Consider the following 21,812-nt stretch of genomic DNA (forward strand, 5'->3'; position numbering starts at 1 on the left):
GGGTGGCGGCCGCTCACTGGGGGCGGCGCATAGGTGACGGGACCCGCGGGGTTGCGGCACGCAAGGTAGTGGGGGCAGGCGGCGGGGTGGTGGGCACGCCCCCGGAGGGCGGTATGTCCGGAGGTCGGGGCGTGCCCGAAGGTGGGGCGCGCCTGGTGGCGATGGCACGCCGAGGTCGCGGCACGCCCGCACGGGTGGCACGGCTGGAGACCGCGCACGCCCGGGGCGGTGGTGGCACGTCCGAACGTGGCGACGCGCCTGGTGACGGCGCGCCCGGGGGTGGTGGCACGCCGGGGGTGGCGGCATGGCCCGACGTGGCGGCGCACCCCAAGGTGGCGGCGCACCCCGAGGTAGCGGCGCGCCCGGACATGGCGGCACGCCCAGACATGGCGGCACGCCCGGACGTGGGGGCCTCACCGGCGCCCGGGGCTCGGGGGCCGGGCGCCGGTGGGGTGAGGGGCCTTCGTTGGGCTCGGGGTGCGGGACTCCGTTGGGCCGGGGGGCCGGACTTCGTGGGGGTTAGGGGGTGATTGTGCAGGGGGTGTTGTTGAGGGTGAAGCGGGTGGGGAGGGTGGGGTCGCCGGTGTGGCCGGCCAGGTAGCCCAGGGTGACGGCGGCGCCGGGGGCGATGGTGCGGTTGTGCGGGGCGTTGACCGCTTGGACGATGTCGCCGCCCTGGGTGAGGGTGGTGTTCCAGTCGGAAATGATCTTCTGGCCGGGGGTGAGGGGGAAGGTGAGGGTCCAGCCGTCGACCGGGGTGTCGGCGAGGTTGGTGATGGTGAGGTCGACGGTCATGCCGGTGCCCCAGACCTGGGTGACGGGCTTGATGGAGCAGGTGGGCCGTGCGCGTGCGAAGGAGACGCGGTGCAGGCCGCCGGGGAGGTCGTTGACGACGTAGAGCTCGCCTTGGGGGGTGCTGCCGAAGGCGGTGACCTGGGTGGGCATCTCGCCGATCTCGGCCTGGTCGTAGCCGCCGGCGCCGTCCTCGCGCAGGGCCCACACGGTGGAGGAGCAGTAGTCGGTGGCGATGTAGGTGCCGCCGACGAGGTCGGCGTACTGGCGGCCGCGGTAGACCTGGCCGCCGATGACGGCGCAGCCGCCGGTGTAGGGCGAGTAGGTGAAGATCGGCTGGGTGTACTGGGCGTCGGGGCGGCACTGGGTCTCGTCGAAGACTTCGAGGCCCTCGTAGCAGGACCAGCCGAGGTTGGCGCCGGCCTGGTGCCCGGGTTTGACGTGGTTGATCTCCTCCCAGCGGCCCTGGCCGACGTCGGCGATCCACAGGGAGCCGTCCGCGTGGTCGACGGAGAAGCGCCAGGGGTTGCGGCCCCCGTACATCCAGATCTCGGGCCGGGCGCCCGGGACGCCGGTGAAGGGGTTGTCGTCGGGGACGCAGTAGGGCAGGTCGCCGCAGGTCCGGCTGACGTCGATGCGGAGGATCTTGCCGAGGAGGGTGTCGAGGCGCTGCCCGGAGTCGAAGGGGTCGCCGGCGCCGCCGCCGTCGCCGATGCTCCAGTAGAGGTGGCCGTCGGTGCCGAAGGTGAGCTGGCCGCCGTTGTGGTTGCTGTGTTCGGCGTGCTCCTGGGCGAGGAGGGGTTCGAGGCGGGCGTCGTCGAGCCGGTAGCGGGCGAGGGTGACGGCGCCGTCGGGGAGCGCGGTGTAGGCGAGGTACAGGTCCTGGCTCTGGGGGAAGTCGGGGGCGAGGGCGATGCCGAGCAGGCCGCGTTCGTTGCCGGATTCGTCGACGGAGGCGGTGATGTCGATGATCGGGGTCTGGGCGAGGCCGGTGTCCGGGTGGTAGACGCGTACGGTGCCGCGTTTCTCGGTGATGAGGAGCCGGCCGGTCCCGTCGTCGGGGGCGGCGATGGCGGTGGGGCGGCGCAGCCCGAAGGCGACCTGGGTGGTGGTCGCGCGGATCTCTTCCAGGGGTGGAGGGGCGGTCTCGGCCGCGGCGGCCGGGGTGACCGGGGTGAAGGGGGCGAGCAGGGACAGGGCGAGCAGGGCGGGGGCTGCCCAGCGTCGTGCTGGCATGCGGGCTCCAGAGGCGGGGCTTCGTCCGGGGTCCGGGGGGTTCTCCGGGACCGGGGCGCGGCGGGCATGCGGCGCGCCCGGCCGGACGGTACCGGCGGGGCGGCCGTCCGGCCAGCGCTCGGGGGCCGGGTGGTGCCGTGGTGGACGGCCTCAGGGTCGATGACCTGGGGTGACCGGGGACCGCCCGGGCGTGGACGGATGAAACGTACATGGCCGTCGCGCGGCGTCCGTGATCGCTACGCTGCTCGTAACGGGACGTGGTCAGGAGGACGCCGGTGAAGAAGCTGATGGCCGGGCTCTGGCGTCGCATCAGCGGGCCGGTGCAGTGGCGGCTGCTCTATCTGTCGCAGGCCAAGTTCGTCGTCGGGGTGACCGGCGTGGTGCGTGACCCCGACGGGAACGTGCTGCTGCTGCGGCACCGGTTCTGGCCGGAGGGGCGGCAGTGGGGTCTGCCGACGGGCGGGGCGAAGCGGGGCGAGACGTTCGAGCAGACGGTGGTCCGCGAGGTCATGGAGGAGACCGGCCTGGAGGTGAAGGTCGGCGAGGTGGTGCGGGTGGGCAGCGGGTTCCGGCTCCGGGTCGAGATCGCCTACGCGGCCCGTTACGTGGGCGGGGGGACGCTGCGGCTGAACTCGCTGGAGATCCTGGAGGCCCGCTGGTGCGCTCCGGACGATCTTCCTGAGGGTCTGCTGGAGTCGCACCGGCTGCTGATCGAGTCGTCGCTCCCCTAGGGCGGGAAATCCCGCGGCTTCCCAGAATCTGAACGGCCGTTTAAAGTTTTGACCGTGCCGTCAGAAGGCCGGTCGTTCATCGAGGAAGCACGGCGGGCGCAGATCATCGAGTGCGCGATCGACGTGCTCGCCTCGGAGGGGTACGCGCGGGCGTCGATGGCGAGGATCGCCCAGCGGGCGGGCATCAGCACCGGCGTGATCTCCTACCACTTCGGCGGCAAGCGGCAGCTTCTGGAGGCGGTCGTGAACTCGGTCGCCAAGGTGGCGACGGACCTGATGGTGCCGCGCATCCTGGCGCAGCCCACGGCCACGGACATGCTGCGGGTCTACTTCGAGAGCAATCTCGACTTCATGCGCCTGCACCGCAAGCCGCTGCTGGCGCTGGTGGAGATCGTCACGTACAACCGGGGCGAGGACGATCGCGGGCCGGGCCCGTACGCGGAGCAGCACGAGACGGCGATCGACGACGTGGTCAGGCTGCTCGAGTGGGGCAAGTCGACCGGGGAGTTCCGCGACTTCGACTCGCGGAGCATGGCGATCGCGATCCGCGGCGCCGTGGACGCGGTGCCGGCGCGCCTGCTTCACGATCCGGAGCTCGATCTGGACGGGCTCGCGCGCGAGTTCGTCACCCTTTTCACGCGTGCCACGAGGAGGCAGCCATGACAGCGGCGCTGGACATCGCCGGTCTGACGAAGTCGTTCGGCGAGAAGGTCGCGGTGGATCACGTCGAGCTGACGGTTCCGCAGGGATCGTTCTACGGGCTCGTCGGGCAGAACGGCGCGGGAAAGACCACCACGCTCTCGATGGCGGTGGGGTTACTCCGGCCCGACGGCGGGAGCGCGCGGATCTTCGGCGCGGACGTGTGGGCGGACCCGTCGGGGGCGAAACGGCTGGTGGGGGTACTGCCCGACGGCCTGGCCATGCCGGAGCGGCTGACCGGGCGGGAGGTGCTCACCTATCTGGGGCTGCTGCGCGGGCTGGAGAAGGACGTGGTGGCGGCGCGGGCCGAGGAGCTGCTGTCGGTGCTGGAGCTCGACGGGGCGGAGAAGACGCTCGTGGTCGAGTACTCGACGGGCATGCGCAAGAAGATCGGCCTGGCGACGGCGCTGCTGCACGGGCCGAAGCTGCTGGTGCTGGACGAGCCGTTCGAGGCGGTGGACCCGGTGTCGGCGGCGACGATCAAGACGATCCTGCGCGGGTTCGTGGCGAGCGGCGGCTCGATCGTGCTGTCCAGTCACGTGATGGCGCTGGTGGAGCAGCTGTGCGACCACGTGGCGGTGATCGACGGGGGCCGGGTGGCGGCGGCCGGGCCGCTCAAGGAGGTGCGCGGCGACGCGACGCTGGAGGACAGGTTCGTGGAGCTGGTCGGCTCGGCCACCACCGGCACGAAGGGGCTGTCGTGGCTGTAGCGGTGACGCTGGTGCGGATGAAGGTGGCGATCCTGCGCCATTCGCTGACCGGCCAGCGGGGGACGATGGCGGTCTCGGCGGGTTCGGTGGGCGCGCTGCTCGCGGCCGGCACGATCTATCTGGCGTTCCTCGACGGTGACTGGCTGGCGGCCGCGTTCGCGGTGTGGATGCTGGGCTGGATCATCGGCCCGGTCTTCTCCGGCGGCGGTGACGAGACGCTGCGGCCGGAGTTCTTCTCGCTGCTGGGGCTGCCGCCGCACCGGCTGGCGGCGGGGCTGCTGGTGTCGGCGTTCGTCGGGGTGGCGCCGGCGGTCAGCCTGCTGGCCCTGACGGGGCTGGTGGTGCTCGGCGTCCGGGAGGGGGCCGGGCCGGCGCTGGTGGCGGTGCCGGCGGTGGTGCTGCAACTGGCCGTGTTCGTGCTGCTGTCGCGGGTCGCGGTGGGGGTGCTGGGCATCGCGTTGCGCTCGCGCGTGGGGGCGATCGGCGCGGGGCTGGTCAACGGGGCGATCCTGGCGTTCCTGGGGCAGGGCTGGGTGTTCGCGGTCGCGCTCGGGCAGGCCGAGGGCATCCCGCCGATCGTGCGTTACCTGCCGTCCGGGTGGGGGGTGCTGGCCGTCCAGGGCGACTATCTGGCGCTGGCGGCGATGGCGGTGCTGATCGCGCTGCTGCTGGGCGCGTGGGCGGCGCTGCTGTCGAGGCGGGCCGGGGCGGAGCGGGCGTCGACGCGGGGCCGCAGGCCGATGCGGGCGGCCACGGCCCTGGACGCGGTGCTGGCCAAGGAGCTGCGGACGTGGTCGCGGGACCTGGTGCGCACCCATCAGCTCACGTTCGCGCTGGCCTACGGGGTGTTCTTCGCGGCGGCGCCGCTGGTGCTGGGGTGGACCGGGATGCTGCCGTGGGCGGCGCCGATCTTCATCGTGATGGCGGCGGCGATGACGGCCAACCTCTACGGCGCCGACGGCACCGCGCTCTGGCTGTCGGTGATGACGCCGGGCTCGTCGGACGTGCGCGGCAGGCAGCTGGCGTGGCTGGTGACGGTGACGCCGGTCGCGGCGGTGCTCGTGGTGGCGCTGACGGCGGTCAACGGCGGCCCGTGGCCGATGATCGTGGCGCTGTCGGTGGCGTTGCTCGGCGGCGGCGCGGGGCTGGTGCCGCTGGTGTCGGTGTACGCGCTGGTGCCGGGCACCGATCCGCAGAAGCGCGGCGGCAACCCGCTGCGCACGAGCGAGGACGACGGGGCGCTGACCGGGCTGGCGTACCTGATGATGGTGCTCGTGGCGGCGTCCGGGGTGCCGGCGGGCGTGGCGGCGGCGCTGTGGGGCTGGCCGGGCGTGGCGGTGGGGGTGGCGACCGGGGCGGCGTGCCTGTGGTGGTTCGGCGCGCTGGCCGAGCGGCGGCTGGCGGCGCAGGGGCCGGAGCTGCTGCACATGATGCGCACCGGCCGCCGGCCTGCCGCCGAGGGAAAGGCGTCGTCGGCGTTCGCGCTGCCCGACATGCCGAAGGTCCAGCGGGCGGTGGTGATCACGTGTGTGTCGCTGGGGGCGATCCCGCTGATCCCGCAGGGCATCCTGGCGGCGGTGTTCGTGGCCAACGGGCAGCTCGGGCACAGCTGGTTCCTGGCCACGCACATGGCGCCGGGGCTGCGCTACCCGACGGCGGCCGTGATGATCGCGCTGGGGCTGGCGATGTACGGGACCGGGCTCGGGATCATGTACAGGTACAAGAAGAAGGTTGTATACGATAAATCACCTAATGTCTGATGTATCCCTCGGCGCAACCCACCGGACCCTGCGCGACGAGGTCACCGCAGAGCTTCGCCGGCGCATCATGTCCGGCGAGTTCGGGCAGGGCGAGCGGCTGGTCGAGGACCGGCTGGCCGCCCTGCTCGGGGTCTCGCGCAACCCGGTGCGCGAGTCCATCCGGGTGCTGGCCGCCGAGGGATTCGTCCAGGTCGTCCCGAGGTTCGGGGCGACCGTGGCGACGCTGTCGGCCGAGGAGGGCGACGAGCTCTTCGACGTGCGGATGGCCGTCGAGGGGCTGGCGGCGCGGCTGGCGGCCCGCAAGCGCACGACGGCGTCGGCCGAGCGGTTGCGCCGGGTGCTCGAGGAGGCCAGGCAGGCCGTGGACGAGGGCAGGCTGGACGCGGTGGCCGATCTCAACACCGCCTTCCACCTGGCCGTGGGCGAGGCGGCGGGCAACTCCTACCTCAACCTGATGATGACGCCCATGCTCCAGCGGGCGCAGTGGGTGTTCAGCCAGACGGCGGCGGCGCGCGGCCCGCACTCGTGGTCGGAGCATCTGAGCCTGTACGAGGCGATCGCGGCGGGTGACGAGGACGAGGCGCAGGCCAGGGCGGTGGCGCACGTGGCGGCCGCCAGGCGGTCGTTCCTGACGGCCGTCGGGCGAGCTAACAGGACAAAGCACGCAATCAATTAGAAAACACTCAGGTAACAACCGCTCTTAACAGCGTGCAATTGCAATGTTAGGTCTTGTATACAGTGTCCGAACTGCCCGTTCCCCTCGGAGGCACCATGAGACCGTCCCCCAGAATCGTCGCGGCACTCGCCGCGCTGCCCCTCGCACTGACAGCGTGCGGCGGAGGCGGTTCCAGCGGTCCGTCGGCTGCTCCCTCCGTGGCCGACGCCTCGGCGGACAACCGGGCCGTGAAGAGCGGCGGCACGCTGAACGTGGCGCTCAACGCCGACCCCGACGCCCTCGACCCGAGCACCTCCACCACGCTCGTCGGCCGCGAGGTCTTCGCCAACATGTGCGAGAAGCTCTACGACATCGACGCCGCGTCCGAACTGGTCCCCCAGCTCGCCGCCGCCCTCCCGGAGGTCTCCGAGGACGGCAAGGAAGTCACGATCAAGCTGCGTGACGGCGTGAAGTTCAACGACGGCACGCCCTTCGACGCCGAGGCGGTCAAGAAGTCGCTGGACCGGCACCGTACCTGGGAGAAGTCCTCCCGCCAGGCCGACCTGGAGGCCATCTCCGAGGTCGAGGTCGTCGACGCGGCCACCGTGAAGCTCACGCTGAAGCGCGCGTTCACGCCGCTGACCGCGCAGCTCGCCGACCGGGCCGGGATGATCATGTCGCCGAAGGCGCTCGACGGCGCGGGCGACAACTTCGGCGCCTCCCCCGTGTGCGTCGGGCCGTTCAAGTTCTCCGCCCGGACCTCGGGCAGCCAGATCGTGCTGGACAAGGCGCCGGACTACTACGACGCCGCCAAGGTCAAGCTCGACAAGCTCGTATACAAAATCATCGTGGACCCGAACGTGCGGGCCGCCAACCTCAAGTCCGGCGACGTCCAGGTGGCCGACCAGCTCGCCACCACCACCGTCGCGGGCGTGCAGGCCGACCCGAACCTGAAGGTCGTCTCCGGCGGCGGCCTCGGCTACTACGGCCTGCAGATCAACGTCGGCAACGCCACCGGCTCCACCGAGAAGGCCGGCCCCGTCGACAGCCCGCTGGCCAAGAGCCCCGAGCTGCGCGAGGCGTTCGAGCTGGCCCTGGACCGCGAGCAGATCAACAAGACCGTCTACAACGGGCTGCACGAGGTCGACTGCTTCCCGGTGCCCGTCGACAGCGCCTACCGCACCCCCGACCTGCAGTGCCCCAAGCGCGACCTGGCCAAGGCCAAGCAGCTCGTGCAGGCGTCCGGCGTGCCGACGCCCGTCCCGGTCAAGCTCACCTCGCCCAACGACGCCACCAACCAGCGGCTCGCGCAGGTCGTCCAGCAGATGACCAAGGAGGCCGGGTTCGCCGTCACGGTGGAGACCGCCGAGTTCGTCAGCACCCTGGAGCAGGGCAAGTCCGGCGACTTCCAGGCCATGCTGAGCGGCTGGTCCGGCCGCGTCGACCCGGACGGCAACCTGACGAACCTGGTCACCAGCCAGGGCAGCAACAACTTCGCCGGCATGGCCGACCCGGGCATCGACGAGCCGATCAAGCAGGCGGCGGCCACCCAGGACACCGCCGAGCGCGCCGAGCTCTACAGCAAGGCCATGAAGCGGGCCGCCGAGCTCCGCGGCGTCGTGTACCTGTACCACAACAAGTACTACCTGGGCATGAGCAAGAACGTCGCCGGCGTCCAGTACTTCAAGGACGGCCTGCCCCGCTTCGCCACCGCCGGATTCGTCGCCTGATGGTCTGGTTCATCCTTCGGCGCTGCGGCTCGGCGGTGATCGTGCTGTTCGTGGCCAGCGTCCTGATCTTCCTGGGGGTCAGGGCGCTGCCCGGCGACCCGGCCGTGGTCATGGCCGGCGAGGAGGCCTCGCCCGCCGTGGTCGAGGCCATCCGGCACGAGTTCGGCCTGGACAAGCCGCTGCCCGCCCAGTACGTCGACTACGTGGCCCAGACGCTGTCGGGCAACCTCGGCCGGTCCACCCAGGACCAGATCCCGGTGGCCGACATCCTCGCCGAGCGGCTGCCGGTGACGCTGGAGCTGTCCGCGCTGGCCATGCTGGTGGCGATCGTCGTGGGCGTCGGCTCGGGCATCGTGGCCTCGGTACGGCGCGGCAAGCTCGCCGACTACGTGGCGACCGGGTTCGGCCTGGCCGGGCTGTCGGTGCCGCACTTCTGGCTGGGGCTGCTCGGCATCCTGCTGTTCGCGGTGACGCTGCGCTGGCTGCCCGCCTCGGGGTACGTGCCGTTCACCGAGGACCCGGGGCAGAACCTGCAACGCATGCTGCTCCCCGCGCTGGTGCTGGGCACCGGGTTCGCGGCGATCCTCATGCGGCAGACCCGCTCGGCGATGCTGGGCGCGCTGTCGGCCGACTACGTGCGCACCGCCCGGTCCAAGGGCCTGGCGGAGGCCAAGGTGGTGGGCGCGCACGCGCTGCGCAACAGCCTGACGACCGTGGTGACCGTGCTCGGCCTGCAGCTCGGCGCGCTCATCAGCGGCGCGGTGGTGACGGAGCAGATCTTCGTCATCCCGGGCTTCGGCAAGCTGACCGTGGACGCGGTGCTCACCCGCAACTACCCGGTCATCCAGGCGGTGGTGCTGGTCACGGTGATCGGCTACGTGGTGGTCAACCTGCTGGTCGACATCGCCTACGCCTACCTGAACCCGCGCATCCGGCTCTCGGGAGGCGGTCATGGCTGAGACGCTGGCCGTACCCGTGAGGTCGGGCCGGGCCGACCGGCGGCGCAGGCTGTGGCGGCGCTTCCGGCGGCGGCCGATGCCGATGGCGGGCCTGGTGCTGGTGGCGGCGTTCCTGCTGCTGGCGCTGGCCGGGCCGCTGGTGACGGGCGATCCGTCGGCGCAGGACTACGCGGCGACGCTGGCTCCGCCGTCGGGCGCGCACCCGCTGGGCACCGACGACCTGGGCCGCGACGCGCTGGCCAGGATCGCGCACGGCGCGCAGGTGTCGCTCCAGGCGGGCGTGCTGTCGACGCTGCTGGCGATGGTGATCGGCATCCCGATCGGGCTGGTGGCCGGGTTCTACCGGCGCTGGCTGGACCCGGTCGTGATGCGGCTGGTGGACGTGACGCTGGCGTTCCCGTTCCTGGTGTTCGCGGTCGGCCTGGCGGCGATCATCGGGCCGTCGCTCAAGGGCGTGGTGCTCGCGCTGGGTTTCTCCCAGCTTCCGGCGATCATCCGGATCACCCGGGGCGAGGTGCTGGCGATCCGCGAGATGGACTACGTCGCCGCGGCCATCGCCGACGGCGCGGGCGACCGGCACATCCTGTTCCGGTACGTGCTGCCGAACTGCGCCAACCCGCTGATCGTGCAGGCCACGGTGGCGATCCCGGCGGCGATCATCGGCGAGTCGACGCTGTCGTTCCTGGGCCTGGGCGTGCAGCCGCCGACCCCGTCGTGGGGCGTCATGCTCACCACCGCCCAGCAGTACCTGGACGTCGCGCCCTGGCTGGCCATCTGGCCCGGCGTGATGATCGCGCTGGCCACGCTCGGCTTCAACCTGCTGGGCGACGGGCTGCGTGACGTGCTCGACCCGAGGAGCGGCAGATGAGCCTGCTGGAGATCACCGACCTGGCCGTGCACTTCGACACCGAGGACGGCCTGGTCCAGGCGGTCAGGGACATCTCACTCACGCTGGAGGAGGGCGAGATCCTGGCGCTGTGCGGCGAGTCGGGCTGCGGCAAGTCGGTCACCGCGATGTCGGTGCCCAGGCTGCTGCCGCCCGGCACGACGAAGCTCAGCGGCTCGATCAGGCTGGACGGCCGCGAGCTGACCACGCTGCCCGAGCCGGAGCTGCGCAAGGTGCGCGGCAAGGACGTGTCCGTCGTCTTCCAGGAGCCGATGACCTCGCTCAACCCGTCGTTCACGGTCGGCTACCAGATCGCCGAGGTCCTGCGCAGGCACGAGAAGCTGTCGCGCCGGGCCGCGATGGACCGCGCGGTCGAGCTGCTGGAGCTCGTCGGCATCCCGGCGCCGCGCCGCCGCGTCAAGGAGTATCCGCACCAGCTCTCCGGCGGCATGCGGCAGCGCGTGATGATCGCGATCGCGGTGGCGTGCTCGCCGCGCGTGCTCATCGCCGACGAGCCGACGACCGCGCTGGACGTGACGATCCAGGCGGGCGTCCTGGACGTCTTCCGCGACCTGCGCGACCGGCTCGGCACCGCGATCATCCTGATCACGCACGACCTCGGTGTCGTCGCCGACATCGCCGACCGGGCCGTGGTCATGTACGCGGGCCGCGCCGTCGAGCAGGCGCCGGTGACCGAGCTGTTCGCCCGGCCCCGGCACCCGTACACGCTGGGACTGATGCGGGCGCTGCCGTCGGCGGCGGTCGACGGGCGGCTGGCGGAGATCCCCGGCATGGTCCCCTCGCCGATGTCCGACCCGGACGAGTGCGCGTTCCGGGCGCGCTGCCCGCGCGCCCAGGACGACTGCGCCACCTCCAGGCCCCCTCTGGTACGGCAGGCGGCCGGCCACCTGGCGGCCTGCTTCCACCCTGGAGAGCAGCCATGACCGAACCCGTACTGAAGATCGACGACCTGGTCATGCACTATGGCCAGGTGCGCGCGGTGGACGGCCTGTCGCTGGAGATCGGCAAGGGCGAGGTGCTCGGCCTGGTCGGCGAGTCGGGCAGCGGCAAGTCCACCGTCGGCAAGTGCGTGCTGCGGCTGATCGAGCCCACGTCGGGCCGGATCAGCCTGAGCGGCACCGACATCACGCACCTGTCGCGGCGCTCGATGCGCCCGCTGCGCCGGGACGTGCACATGGTGTTCCAGGACCCGTTCTCGTCGCTGAACCCGCGCTTCACGATCGAGCAGATCGTCGGCGAGCCGCTGATCCACCACAAGGCGGTGGCCAGGCGGGAGGTGGGCCGCCGGGTCGCGCAGATGCTGGAGCAGGTGGGGCTGCGGCCGGAGATGGCCACCCGGTTCCCGCACGAGCTGTCGGGCGGGCAGCGGCAGCGGGTCGGGCTGGCCCGCGCGCTGATCCTCAACCCGAAGCTGGTCGTGGCCGACGAGCCGGTGTCGGCGCTGGACGTGTCGGTGCAGGCGTCGGTGCTCAACCTGATCACCGATCTGCAGCGGGAGCTGGGCTTCTCCTGCCTGTTCATCACGCACGACCTGTCGGTGGTGGAGTTCCTGGCCGACCGGATCGCGGTGATGTACCTGGGCAGGATCGTCGAGTCGGGGCCGACGGCGCGGCTGTTCGCCGAGCCGCGCCACCCGTACACGCAGGCGCTGCTGTCGGCGGCGCCGGTCGCCGACCCGGTCAGGCAGCGCGAGCGGCGGCGGATCGTGCTGGGCGGCGACGTGCCGAGCCCGGTGGACCCGCCGTCCGGCTGCCGCTTCCACACCCGGTGCCCGCTGGCGTTCGACGAGTGCCGCACCCGCGAGCCCGAGCTGGCCGACCCGCGCACGGGCGGCCACCCGGCCGCCTGCCACCTCGTCACGGCGGACCGCCTCCCCGACGCGGCCGCCGCCTCATGAAAGGACCGCACTTGTTCACCACGAGGCCCGAGCTGACGGGCGACTTCGGCATGGTGGCCAGCACGCACTGGCTCGCCTCCGCGACGGGCATGGGCGTGCTGGAGCGCGGCGGCAACGCGTTCGACGCGGCGGTGGCTGCCGGGTTCGTGCTGCAGGTGGCCGAGCCGCACCTGAACGGGCCTGCCGGCGAGGTGCCGATCCTGCTGTGGAGCGAGGCCGACCAGCGCGTGTCCACCGTGTGCGGGCAGGGCGTGGCCCCGGCAGCCGCGACCCTGGAGCGCTTCGCCGAGCTGGGCCTGGACGTGGTGCCGGGTACCGGGCTGCTCGCGGCCACGGTGCCGGGCGCGTTCGGCGGCTGGATGCTCATGCTGGAGCGGTGGGGCACCTGGAAGCTGGCCGACGTGCTGGCCCCGGCGATCCACTACGCCGAGCGCGGGGTGCCGGTGCTGGAGCGGATCGCCACCACGATCGCCACCGTCAAGGAGCTGTTCACCGACGAGTGGACGACGTCGGCGGCCACCTGGCTGCCCGGCGGCGACGTGCCCGCGCCGGGCTCGAAGCTGGCCAACCCGGTGCTGGCCGCCACCTACCGGCGGATCGTGGCCGAGGCCGAGGCCGCGTCGGCCTCCCGCGAGGGCCAGCTCCAGGCCGCCCGCCGCGCCTGGTACGAGGGGTTCGTGGCGGAGGCGATCGCCGAGTTCAGCGCCACCACCTCCTGGCTGGACACCTCCGGCGAGCGGCACGGCGGCCTGCTCACCGGCGACGACCTGGCCTCCTGGTCGGCGTCGGTGGAGGAGCCGGTCACCTTCGACTACCACGGGCACACCGTGTGCAAGACCGGGCCGTGGGGCCAGGGGCCGGTGTTCCTGCAGCAGCTCGCGCTGCTGTCCGGGTACGACCTGACCGGCATGGGCGTGCTGAGCGCCGACTACGTGCACACCGTGACCGAGGCGGCCAAGCTGGCCTTCGCCGACCGCGAGGCCTGGTACGGCGACACCGACGTGCCCCTGGCCGACCTGCTGTCCGAGCCGTACAACGCCGGGCGGCGCGCGCTCATCGGCGACACCGCCAGCCTGGAGCTGCGGCCCGGCTCCCCCGGCGGGCGCGAGCCCCGGCTGCCGGTGCTGCCCCCGGCCGGCGCCGCCGGTCCGGCGCCCGGCGCTTCCGGGCGGCGGGCCGGGGTGGGCGAGCCGACCGTGAGCAGGCTCGTCGTCCCGGCCGAGGACACCGGCGACGAGGTCGTCAGCTCCGACGGCGTCGTGCGCGGCGACACCTGCCACGTCGACGTCGTCGACCGGCACGGCAACATGGTGTCGGCCACGCCGAGCGGCGGCTGGCTGCAGAGCTCGCCGGTCATCCCGTCGCTGGGCTTCGGCCTGGGCACCCGGGCGCAGATGTTCTGGCTGCAGGAGGGGCTGCCCGCCTCGCTACGGCCGGGGGCGCGCCCGCGCACGACGCTGTCGCCGTCGTTCGCGCTGCGTGACGGCAGGCCGTGGCTGGCGTTCGGCACGCCGGGCGGCGACCAGCAGGACCAGTGGAGCGTCAACCTGTTCCTGGCGCTGGTCCACGGCGGCCTGAACCTCCAGGAGGCCATCGACGCCCCGACGTTCCACACCGAGCACTTCCCCAGCTCGTTCTTCCCGCGCGGCTCCCGGCCGGGGGTCGTGCATGTGGAGGAGCGGCTGGACCCGGCGGTCGTGGCGGAGCTGCGGCGGCGCGGGCACGAGGTCGAGGTGCAGGGGCCGTGGTCGCTCGGCCGCCTCAGCGCGGTGGCCCGTGACGGCGACTTCCTGAAGGCCGGCGCGAACCCGCGCGGCGCCCAGGGCTACGCGGTCGGCCGTTGACCGTCCTTTTCATTGGTTCTCCCCGTTTCCCCCAGCAGCGGGATCCGCACGTAAGGAGTTCGCATGATCCCGCTGGGTGACGTCCTGTTCCTGGCCGGGGCCGGTCTGCTGGCCGGCGTGGTGAACGCGCTCGCCGGAGGCGGCACGCTGGTCTCGTTCCCGGCGCTGATGGCGCTCGGCTACCCGGGGGTGACCGCCACGGTGACGAACGCGGTGGCGCTGTGGCCCGGCTACCTCGGCGGGGCCTTCGGCTACCGCGCCGAGCTGCGCGGGCGGCGGCGCCGGGCGGCCGGGCTGGCGGGGGTGGCGGTGTTGGGCGCGGTCGCGGGCAGCACGCTGCTGCTGAACACGCCGGGCGACACGTTCGAGGCGCTGGTGCCGTGGCTGGTGGCCTTCGCCAGCCTGGCGCTGCTGGCCCAGCCGTGGCTGCGCAAGCGGTTCGGCGGCGGCGACGGGGAGCGGCCCAGCAGGCTCGTGTACGCCGGGGTGTTCCTCGGCGGCTGCTACGGCGCGTACTTCAACGGCGGCATGGGCGTGCTGCTGCTGGCGGTGCTCGGCATGTTCCTGCACGACCACCTCCAGCGGGTCAACGCCGTGCGCGCGGTGCTGTCGCTGGCGATCTGCACGGTGTCGGTGGTGGCGTTCGCGCTGTTCGGGCCGGTCGAGTGGGCGGCGGTGGCGGTCATCGCGCCGGCGAGCCTGGCGGGCGGCCTGCTGGGCACCCGCCTGGCCCGCCTCATGTCACCGGCGGTGCTGCGCGGCGTCGTGGTCGTCTTCGGGCTGGGCGTCGCGATGGCGCTCGCCCTGCGCTGAACTGCGCCGACCTGCGCCGACCCCGGTCAGGCGACCGTGGCCTCGATGAGGTCGTCTACCACCTCCGCCAGGTCGTGGCCTCGGGCGTGCACCCGGCGCTGCCGCGCCGCCCCGGACCCCTTGCGCAGCAGCCGATCCAGCCCCTCCTCGACGAACGGCAGGTCACCGGCCTCCGCCAGGGCGTGCCGTACGTGGTCGAGCAGGCGGCCGACCAGCACCGGGGCGGGCACGAGCGTGCCGTGCCGCACGTCCAGGCTGTCGCCCGCGAGCCCGTCGCGGGCGGCGCGCCAGTAGGCGGCGCGCAGCACCTCGCCGGGAACGGGCAGCCCGCGGTCGCCGCGCGCCACGGCGGCCAGCGCCGTGACGACCAGGCCGCGGACCAGGCCGATGATGGTGAGGCTGTCGCTCACGTCGAGCGGCACGTCGGCGACGCGCACCTCGACCGTCGGCAGCTTGGGCGAGGGCCTGGCGTCCCAGAAGACCGTCTTCGGGTCCATCAGCGCCCCCGACTCCGCCAGCGCCCGCAGCGCCAGCTCGTAGTCGGCGAACGTCGGGAAGTACGGCGGCGCGCCCGACACCGGCCAGCGCCCCCACGAGATGACCCGCCAGGAGGCGTAGCCGGTGTCGCGGCCGACGAAGAACGGCGAGTTGGCGGCCAGCGCGATGAGGGTGGGCAGCCAGGGGCGCAGATGGTTGCCCACGTAGACGGCGTGCTCCTCGTCGGGCACGTCCACGTGCACGTGCAGGGCGCAGATGCTGATCTCGTCCTGTAACGCGCGGTAGAGGACGCGGCCCTGTTCGTAGCGCGCGTCCTCGGTCAGCGGCGGCGGCATGACGTTGCCGAGCACGGGGATGCCGCTGGCCACGACGGCCAGCCCGCACGAGCGGGCCGCCCCGGCCACCTCCTTGCGCGCGGCGCGCAGCTGTGTGCCCAGCTCGGTCAGGTCCGCGGACGGCGCTGTCCGGGCCTCCACCTGGAATCGGGTGATCTCGTGCGCCACGTCGAGCATGTCCGTGGCGGCGGCCAGCACGTCGGCCGCCCGGGGAGTGACGTGGCGGGTGCGGGGATCGACGACGAGGTACTCCTCCTCGATCCCGATCAACGGAACCATGCCCACACCTCGCAGGGGAAGTCAGGAGCCTCCTTACTGTTTGTGCCCGTGCAGTGTCGGCGGGAAAAGTATGTGGGCAAACTAGCCTTCGATAGCGCTTTTCAGCGCGGCCATGAACAGCGCCGCGTCACGCCCGTTGACCAGCCGGTGGTCGTAGGCGAGCCCGATGTGCGCGATGGTGCCGTCGGACGGCCCGGTGACGGCCAGCGCGCACGCGGTGCCCGGGAAGACGAACGGCACGGCCAGCACGACGTCGCCCTCGGTGTGCAGGGTGACGACGAAGTTGGCGCCGGCCAGGTCGGCCTCCTTGAAGTCGCCGGACGCGGCGGCCAGGCGGTGCTTCATCAGCGCGGTGGCGATCTCCTTGAGCGGGCGGCGGGCCGCGTCGTGCACGACCGGCACGTACAGGCCCTCCCCCACGTCGAGGGTGACGCCGATGTTCGGCTCGTCGGAGAGCAGCGCGTGGGTGCCCTCGTAGGTGGCGAAGAACAGCGGGTGCTTCTCGTGCAGCCCGGCCACCGCCTGGACGAACAGCTCGGCGAGCCCGACGGGCCTGCGCACCTCGCGGGTGGCCGCCTCGGCCCGCTTGAGCGCGGGGCCGAGGTCCATCCTGACGACCAGGTAGGCGGCCGGGATGCTCTGGTGGGACAGCTCCACGGCCCTGGCCACGGCCCGCTGGACGCGGGGCAGCTCGCGGCGGGCGGGGCCGTCGAGGAGGCGTTCGACGTCGGCCCGCCGGACCACGTCGACGCCGAGCCCGGCGAGCTGCTCGGCGGTGATGCCGTGCTCGTCGGCGAACGCCTGCGCGGGGGCGGTGACGAGCGGCCCGGCCTGCGACGCCGCGCTCGCCTCAGGGGTGGTAGCGGGCGCCGGCTCGGCGGCGGGCTCGTCGCCGATCGTCGCCAGCAGCTCGCCGGGGCGGCACCAGGTGCCCGGCTTGACCGCGTGGCGCAGCGTGCCGGTGGCGTCGGCGGGCAGCTCCTCGGCCGCCTTGGACGTCTCCACCACGGCGACGGCGTCGTCCTCGTGCACCGGCGTGCCATCAGGGACGAGCCACTCGACCAGCAGGTACTCGGTGTCGTTGTTGTTCAGCTTGGGCAGGCGCAGCTCAGCCACGGACGACCTTCCTGATCACGCGGTGGATGTCGGCCTCGTCCACCAGCACCTCGCGCTCCAGGTGGGAGGCCGTGGGGATGACGGAGCCGGCGGAGTGGACGAGCGTCACCGGGCCGGCCAGCCGGTCCCAGTGCCGCTGGTGGACGTGGTGCGCGACCTCCGCGCCCCAGGTGCCGCCGGCCGTGCTCTCCTCCACCACGAACACGTGCCGGGCCGCGGGCACCTCCACGTCGAAGGGGTAGAGCCGCGACGGCACCAGCAGCGTGCAGCCGATCTCGTCCTCCAGGAGCAGCGAGCGCATCGCCGCCACCACCCGGTGCGCCACGCCGCCCGGCGCGACGATCACGCAGTCGGGCGTGTCGTCCAGGAACACCCGGGCCACCCCGCCGGCCACCGCGACCGAGAAGGGCGCGTCCACCTGGTGCATCTGCCGCGTGTAGAGCACCTTGTCCTCGAACAGCACGCACGGCTCGGCGCGTGCCAGCATCTCCTCGAACACGGCGAGGTTGTCGTGGAAGGGCGACATCTCGTACAGCGCCAGGCCCGGGATGCCGATGAAGTGCTTCTGCAGGCTCTGGCTGTGCGTGGGCCCGTAGCCGCGCCCGCCGCCCATCGGGCAGCGCACCACCATCCGCATCGGCACCGTCTCGCCGTACATGGACACGGACTTGGCGGCGAAGTTGAGGAGCTGGTCGAAGGCCAGCGCGGCGAAGTCGCCGAACATGATCTCGACGATCGCCCGGTCGCCCGCCAGCGCCAGCCCGGCGGCCACGCCGGTGATCGCGCCCTCGCTGATCGGCGTGGACAGCACCCGCTCGGGGAACGCCGTCGACAGCCCCTTGGTGATCTTGAAGGCGCCGCCGTACGGGTCGAGGACGTCCTCGCCCAGCAGGTAGAGGTCCTGCTGCCGGTCCATCACCGCGTGCAGCGCCGCGTTCAGGTTCTCCGCGACCCTCATGCGCGCACCCACCTGGACGGCGGCCGGGCCGCGACCTCCTCGGCGACGGCGTCGACGTGCTCGCGCGCCTCCCGCTCCAGCCGGCCGACGTGCTCCGGCCGCGCCGCGCGGCAGCGCTCCAGCCAGTCGGCGTCCCTCGCCTCCTGTACGGCCTGCGCGCTCCTGGTGTCGTCACCCTTGCTGTGCGGGCCCAGGCGGTGCGTGGCGAACTCCACCACGAGCGGGACGCCCTCGCGCACCCGCGCGATCAGCGGGGCGAGCCGCCGCCGGATCGCGGGCAGGTCGAACCCCTCGACGCGCTCGTGCGCGATGCCGAACGCCGCCGCCCGGCCCGCGATCGTGCCCGCCATGTGGGCCGTCGTGGGCGTGGACTGGGCGATGCCGTTGTGCTCGACGACGACCATCACCGGCAGCCGCCACAGCGCGATCAGGTTGAGCGCCTCGTACACGGCGCCCTCGCCGAACGTGCCGTCGCCGATGTAGACGCAGGCCAGCGCGCCCGGCTCGGCACGCCGCAGGCGCAGCGCCACCCCGGCGGCCACCGGCAGGCTCTCGCCCTGCACGCCGGTGGACAGGTAGCGCTCGCGCCGGATGTGCTGGCTGCCGCCCACGCCGTGGCAGATCGCGCCCTCCCGGCCCATGATCTCGGCCAGCAGGCCGTGCGGGTCACGGAAGCGGGCCAGGTAGTGGCCGTGGCCGCGGTGGTTGCTGAAGACGTGGTCGGCCGGGCCGAGCAGCGGCTCCAGGGCCACGGGCACGTACTCCTGGCCGAGGCAGGTGTGCGTGGTGCCGTTGAGCCGCCCCTCGCCGAACAGGTCGAGCAGCTTGAGCTCGAAGGCCCGGATCGTGAGCATGAGCGACAGGTCGGCGTCGTCCAGGATGGGCCCGGCGGCCCGTTCGAGGAGCGAGGTCACCTCCTGATCACCTCGACGACGCCGGCGACGGTCGGGTTGTCGAAGAAGTCGTCCAGGTCGATCTCCACGCCGAGGCGCTTGCGCATGCGGGCGATGATCTGCGTGATGCTCAGCGAGTGGCCGCCCAGGTCGAAGATGTCGTCCTCGGGCTGGATCGGCGAGAGCTTGAGCACCTCCTCCCAGATCGCGGTGATCTCCCCGATCAGCGGGTCCCCGCCCAGGTCGGCACCCCCGTCGTCCACCTGGGCGGGTTCCGCGGCGGGCGCCTGCGCCTCCGCCGTGACGGTCTCCTGGAAGGCGGCCAGCTCGCGCAGCGGGCGTTCGGGCGTGACCCGGCCCAGCACCGCGATCAGGTCGGCGGCGAACCGGCCGGGGTCGCGCAGCTCGGCCGGGTCGTAGCGCAGGCTCGCCGACAGGCCGCCGGGCCCGTCCAGGAGCTGGAGCTGGAGCGCGCCGCGCACCGCCCCGTTGAACGCCAGCCAGTCGACGTCCCACCCGGCGGGAGCGGTCCCGCCGCGCCGGTAGCTGACGGAGATCGGGGCGAGCGCGGCGTGCGGCCTGATGCCGGGCACGGCGCGGGCGATGGGCACCTCGCGGACCTCGTACACCCGCCTGAGCTCGGCCCGCAGCCCGGCGGCGAACTCGCCGAACGGCGCGTCCGGCGAGGGCGTGGAGTAGACGGGCAGCTCGTTGACGTACGGGCCGACGTGACCGGTCTCGGCGGCGGTCCGGGTGGACAGGTCCACGGCGGTCACCACGTCGGCGTTGCCGTAGGAGCGCAGGAGCGCGTGCAGCGCGGCGACCACCACCTCGAACCTGGTCAGGCCAGGCAGCTCGGGCACGTCGAGGTCGAACTCGGCGAGCGCGCCGGTCCCGGCGCGGCGCGAGCGCAGCACGTCACCGGCCACCACGACCTCGCCCGGCTCGCGCCAGCGCCCGGCCCAGAACGCCCCGGCCTCGGCCAGCCGCGCCTCGACGCGCTCGCGCTGGAGCGCGGCGTGGTCGGCACGTTCCAGCGGCTCGGCGATCGTGCCGTCGAGCGCGGCGGCCAGGTCGGCCACCAGCACGTCCTTGGACTGGCCGTCGAACACCAGGTGGTGGGCGACGATCGTCAGCGTGTCGCCGTCGAGCTGGAAGCGGGCCAGCGGGCCGCGCTCCAGGTCCAGGGCCACGGGCTGGCCGGTCAGCGCGGGCTGGACGTCGGCCGGCACCAGGTGCGGCTCGCCGCCCCGGTCCTCGAACGCGCTGCCCAGCAGCGGGTGGCGCTCGACCACGGCGGTGACGGCCTTGGCGAGCGCGCCACGGTCCGGTGGCACGGCGAACCGGATCACGATCGGCATGTGGTAAGCGGACCCCGCACCCATCCTTTCCGTGATCCACATGCCGTGCTGGGCGTACGAAACCTCGGTCATCGAACAACCTCTCGCAGTGCGCGCTTGTCCACCTTGCCTCCGTGATTGCGGGGCAAGACGTCGACGGTCACGAGCCGTACGGGCAGCTCGTGCGGGGCCAGCCGGCCCTTCAGGAAGATCCGCAGGTCCTCGTGCGCCACGCCGCCGACGACGGCGACGGCGACCGCCTTGCCGAGCGTCGGGTGCGGGACGCCGAACGCCGCCGCCTCGGTCACGCCCGGGTGCTGGTAGACGGCGTCCTCGACGTGGATCGTGGACACCTTGTACGCGCCCGACTTGATCACGTCGCTCTCCCGGTCGACCAGGTAGAGGTAGCCGTCGCCGTCCAGGTAGCCGAGGTCGCCCATGCGCACCCAGCCGTCCCGGAACACCTCGCCGGTCGCCGTCGCGTCGCCGTAGTAGGCGCGCACGGCCGCCGGGGAGCGCATCCACACCTCGCCGGTGACACCGGGCGGCAGCGGCTCGCCCTCGGCGGTGGCGATCCGCACCGCGCCCCCGGCGGCGGCCCGGCCCACGCTCGTCGGCCGTTCCGGGTCGTAGATCATCACGGTCTGGGCGGGCGCCGCCTCGGTGGAGGTGTAGTAGTTGGTGATCGTGGAGTTCGGGAAGGCGTCGGACAGCCCGGCGGCCACCCGGCCGGGCAGCGGCGCGGCGGCCGAGCCGAGCAGGAGCACGCTGGACAGGTCGTGCCGCTCGTGGACGCGGGCGGCGAGCATCTCGATGGCCATCGCGGGCACGAGGAAGACGGTGCCGGCCTGGTAGTGCTCGATCAGCGCGGCGAACCTGGCGGGGGTGAACACCGGCAGCGTCACCACTTCGGGGTGGGCGTCCACGGCGTTGACGAGCATCCACTGCCCGGCGTTGGTGCCGATGGGGAAGGCGTGCGCGAGGTGGCGGCTGTGCGCGAAGGGCCGTCGCCTGCCCCCGCAGCCGTGAGCCAGGTTGGCGTGAGTGGCGCTGACGCCTTTGGGGCGGCCGGTGGTGCCGGAGGTGTAGAGGATCTGGGCCAGGGCGCCGGGCTCGGGCAGTGTCACCTCGCCGGGCGCGTCGGGCAGTTCGCCGGGTCTCAGCACGGCGGCGGCGCCGCAGTGCGCGAGCATCGCGTCGACGTCGGGGGCGGCCAGGCGGTCCGACAGCGGCACCGCCGCCGCGCCCGCCTTGGCCACGCCTAAGAAGGCGATGGCATACTCCAGCCAGTTGCTGTTTCCGAAGACCAGCCCCACCCGGTCTCCAGGGCGCACGCCGCGAGCGGTGAGCCCGGCGGCCACGCGGTCGGATCTGGTCTCCCACTCATCGAACGTGATCGAGCCCGAGCCGTGGACGGTCATCGCCACGCGGCCGGGGTCTGCTGCGGCCCGCTGCCTGAGCAGGCCGGGAAGGGTAACGCTCACGATCGGCCCCCGGAACAGCCATCGGCGTTTCTAATAGGAAACTTTACTTTTTATGGGTGGGCGTTCAGTGTGGCATGCACCGGCGACGCACACAAGGCCGTATTCCACGGCCTTGCGAGACTCGGAAGATCCGTGGAACACTCGAACAGTTAGGATTCTTTCCAGTTTCGGCGGGG

19 protein-coding genes are annotated in these 21,812 nt (G+C 72.8%); 12 read left to right on the plus strand and 7 right to left on the minus strand.

Translation table 11 applies throughout. The features are described from left to right. Nucleotides 1-519: 519 nt before the first annotated feature. Nucleotides 520-2,028: a PQQ-dependent sugar dehydrogenase gene (locus AB0J53_RS22810; RefSeq protein ID WP_364175413.1), complete on the minus strand. Its 1,509-nt coding sequence runs from the start codon at nucleotides 2,026-2,028 to the stop codon at nucleotides 520-522. Nucleotides 2,029-2,303: 275 nt separating this feature from the next. On the opposite strand from AB0J53_RS22810, the gene AB0J53_RS22815 reads away from it, so the two are divergent. The 12 genes from AB0J53_RS22815 to AB0J53_RS22870 all read left to right on the plus strand — a co-directional run bounded on the left by AB0J53_RS22815 (nucleotide 2,304) and on the right by AB0J53_RS22870 (nucleotide 14,733). Continuing rightward, nucleotides 2,304-2,759 (plus strand): NUDIX domain-containing protein, encoded by a 456-nt coding sequence (locus AB0J53_RS22815; RefSeq protein ID WP_364175416.1) that lies wholly within the window; start codon nucleotides 2,304-2,306, stop codon nucleotides 2,757-2,759. 54 nt (nucleotides 2,760-2,813) lie between these two features. Further along, nucleotides 2,814-3,422: a TetR/AcrR family transcriptional regulator gene (locus tag AB0J53_RS22820; RefSeq protein WP_364175419.1), complete on the plus strand. Its 609-nt coding sequence runs from the start codon at nucleotides 2,814-2,816 to the stop codon at nucleotides 3,420-3,422. Continuing rightward, complete coding sequence (locus tag AB0J53_RS22825; RefSeq protein WP_219503230.1) at nucleotides 3,419-4,168, plus strand: ABC transporter ATP-binding protein; 750 nt, start codon at nucleotides 3,419-3,421, stop codon at nucleotides 4,166-4,168. The genes AB0J53_RS22820 and AB0J53_RS22825 overlap by 4 nt, the downstream gene beginning before the upstream one ends. After that, the gene (locus AB0J53_RS22830; RefSeq protein WP_364175422.1) at nucleotides 4,159-5,928 is read left to right on the plus strand and encodes a hypothetical protein; all 1,770 of its coding nucleotides are present in this window, start codon (nucleotides 4,159-4,161) and stop codon (nucleotides 5,926-5,928) included. Before AB0J53_RS22825 ends, AB0J53_RS22830 begins: the two co-directional genes overlap by 10 nt. Further along, nucleotides 5,921-6,604: a GntR family transcriptional regulator gene (locus AB0J53_RS22835; RefSeq protein WP_219503237.1), complete on the plus strand. Its 684-nt coding sequence runs from the start codon at nucleotides 5,921-5,923 to the stop codon at nucleotides 6,602-6,604. The genes AB0J53_RS22830 and AB0J53_RS22835 overlap by 8 nt, the downstream gene beginning before the upstream one ends. Nucleotides 6,605-6,801: 197 nt before the next feature. Then, nucleotides 6,802-8,313: an ABC transporter substrate-binding protein gene (locus AB0J53_RS22840; protein ID WP_219503240.1), complete on the plus strand. Its 1,512-nt coding sequence runs from the start codon at nucleotides 6,802-6,804 to the stop codon at nucleotides 8,311-8,313. After that, complete coding sequence (locus tag AB0J53_RS22845; protein ID WP_219503243.1) at nucleotides 8,313-9,272, plus strand: ABC transporter permease; 960 nt, start codon at nucleotides 8,313-8,315, stop codon at nucleotides 9,270-9,272. The genes AB0J53_RS22840 and AB0J53_RS22845 overlap by 1 nt, the downstream gene beginning before the upstream one ends. Then, entirely contained in the window at nucleotides 9,265-10,140 is an 876-nt protein-coding gene (locus tag AB0J53_RS22850; RefSeq protein WP_219503245.1) for an ABC transporter permease, read from the plus strand. Before AB0J53_RS22845 ends, AB0J53_RS22850 begins: the two co-directional genes overlap by 8 nt. After that, a complete protein-coding gene (locus AB0J53_RS22855) occupies nucleotides 10,137-11,102 on the plus strand; it encodes an ABC transporter ATP-binding protein (protein ID WP_364175427.1) in 966 nt (321 codons plus the stop codon). Before AB0J53_RS22850 ends, AB0J53_RS22855 begins: the two co-directional genes overlap by 4 nt. Continuing rightward, a complete protein-coding gene (locus AB0J53_RS22860) occupies nucleotides 11,099-12,076 on the plus strand; it encodes an oligopeptide/dipeptide ABC transporter ATP-binding protein (RefSeq protein WP_364175430.1) in 978 nt (325 codons plus the stop codon). The genes AB0J53_RS22855 and AB0J53_RS22860 overlap by 4 nt, the downstream gene beginning before the upstream one ends. Continuing rightward, complete coding sequence (locus AB0J53_RS22865; protein ID WP_364175432.1) at nucleotides 12,073-13,920, plus strand: gamma-glutamyltransferase family protein; 1,848 nt, start codon at nucleotides 12,073-12,075, stop codon at nucleotides 13,918-13,920. Before AB0J53_RS22860 ends, AB0J53_RS22865 begins: the two co-directional genes overlap by 4 nt. A 63-nt stretch (nucleotides 13,921-13,983) precedes the next feature. Beyond that, nucleotides 13,984-14,733, plus strand: a complete 750-nt coding sequence (locus AB0J53_RS22870; protein WP_364175434.1) for a sulfite exporter TauE/SafE family protein — start codon at nucleotides 13,984-13,986, stop codon at nucleotides 14,731-14,733. 26 nt (nucleotides 14,734-14,759) lie between these two features. Here the strand turns inward: AB0J53_RS22870 and AB0J53_RS22875 are convergent, their stop codons facing one another. From AB0J53_RS22875 to AB0J53_RS22900, 6 genes are all read right to left on the minus strand, one after another. After that, nucleotides 14,760-15,845: a glutamate--cysteine ligase gene (locus AB0J53_RS22875; protein ID WP_219503252.1), complete on the minus strand. Its 1,086-nt coding sequence runs from the start codon at nucleotides 15,843-15,845 to the stop codon at nucleotides 14,760-14,762. Between the two features lie 81 nt (nucleotides 15,846-15,926). Next, nucleotides 15,927-16,961: a 2-oxo acid dehydrogenase subunit E2 gene (locus tag AB0J53_RS22880; protein WP_364175436.1), complete on the minus strand. Its 1,035-nt coding sequence runs from the start codon at nucleotides 16,959-16,961 to the stop codon at nucleotides 15,927-15,929. Continuing rightward, entirely contained in the window at nucleotides 16,954-17,919 is a 966-nt protein-coding gene (locus AB0J53_RS22885) for a transketolase C-terminal domain-containing protein (protein WP_364175439.1), read from the minus strand. The genes AB0J53_RS22880 and AB0J53_RS22885 overlap by 8 nt, the downstream gene beginning before the upstream one ends. Further along, nucleotides 17,916-18,833, minus strand: coding sequence for a thiamine pyrophosphate-dependent dehydrogenase E1 component subunit alpha (locus tag AB0J53_RS22890; RefSeq protein ID WP_364175442.1), 918 nt, complete (start codon nucleotides 18,831-18,833; stop codon nucleotides 17,916-17,918). Before AB0J53_RS22890 ends, AB0J53_RS22885 begins: the two co-directional genes overlap by 4 nt. Next, nucleotides 18,830-20,173 carry a phosphopantetheine-binding protein gene (locus AB0J53_RS22895; RefSeq protein WP_364175445.1) on the minus strand — a complete coding sequence of 448 codons (1,344 nt, stop codon included), beginning with the start codon at nucleotides 20,171-20,173 and terminating at the stop codon, nucleotides 18,830-18,832. The genes AB0J53_RS22890 and AB0J53_RS22895 overlap by 4 nt, the downstream gene beginning before the upstream one ends. Before the next feature lie 68 nt (nucleotides 20,174-20,241). Continuing rightward, complete coding sequence (locus AB0J53_RS22900; RefSeq protein WP_357585234.1) at nucleotides 20,242-21,636, minus strand: AMP-binding protein; 1,395 nt, start codon at nucleotides 21,634-21,636, stop codon at nucleotides 20,242-20,244. Between the last annotated feature and the right edge of the window lie 176 nt (nucleotides 21,637-21,812).

This window comes from Nonomuraea sp. NPDC049725 (genome assembly GCF_040674795.1).
Taxonomy (GTDB): Bacteria; Actinomycetota; Actinomycetes; order Streptosporangiales; family Streptosporangiaceae; genus Nonomuraea; species Nonomuraea ceibae.

Bases quoted from the DNA above. Each gene is read 5' to 3' on its own strand.
- AB0J53_RS22845 (WP_219503243.1), top strand. From the start codon at position 8,313: ATGGTCTGGTTCATCCTTCGGCGCTGCGGCTCGGCGGTGATCGTGCTG.
- AB0J53_RS22885 (WP_364175439.1), bottom strand. From the start codon at position 17,919: ATGAGGGTCGCGGAGAACCTGAACGCGGCGCTGCACGCGGTGATGGAC.
- AB0J53_RS22855 (WP_364175427.1), top strand. From the start codon at position 10,137: ATGAGCCTGCTGGAGATCACCGACCTGGCCGTGCACTTCGACACCGAG.
- AB0J53_RS22895 (WP_364175445.1), bottom strand. From the start codon at position 20,173: ATGCCGATCGTGATCCGGTTCGCCGTGCCACCGGACCGTGGCGCGCTC.
- AB0J53_RS22810 (WP_364175413.1), bottom strand. From the start codon at position 2,028: ATGCCAGCACGACGCTGGGCAGCCCCCGCCCTGCTCGCCCTGTCCCTG.
- AB0J53_RS22860 (WP_364175430.1), top strand. From the start codon at position 11,099: ATGACCGAACCCGTACTGAAGATCGACGACCTGGTCATGCACTATGGC.
- AB0J53_RS22835 (WP_219503237.1), top strand. From the start codon at position 5,921: ATGTCTGATGTATCCCTCGGCGCAACCCACCGGACCCTGCGCGACGAG.
- AB0J53_RS22850 (WP_219503245.1), top strand. From the start codon at position 9,265: ATGGCTGAGACGCTGGCCGTACCCGTGAGGTCGGGCCGGGCCGACCGG.
- AB0J53_RS22870 (WP_364175434.1), top strand. From the start codon at position 13,984: ATGATCCCGCTGGGTGACGTCCTGTTCCTGGCCGGGGCCGGTCTGCTG.
- AB0J53_RS22875 (WP_219503252.1), bottom strand. From the start codon at position 15,845: ATGGTTCCGTTGATCGGGATCGAGGAGGAGTACCTCGTCGTCGATCCC.
- AB0J53_RS22865 (WP_364175432.1), top strand. From the start codon at position 12,073: ATGAAAGGACCGCACTTGTTCACCACGAGGCCCGAGCTGACGGGCGAC.
- AB0J53_RS22825 (WP_219503230.1), top strand. From the start codon at position 3,419: ATGACAGCGGCGCTGGACATCGCCGGTCTGACGAAGTCGTTCGGCGAG.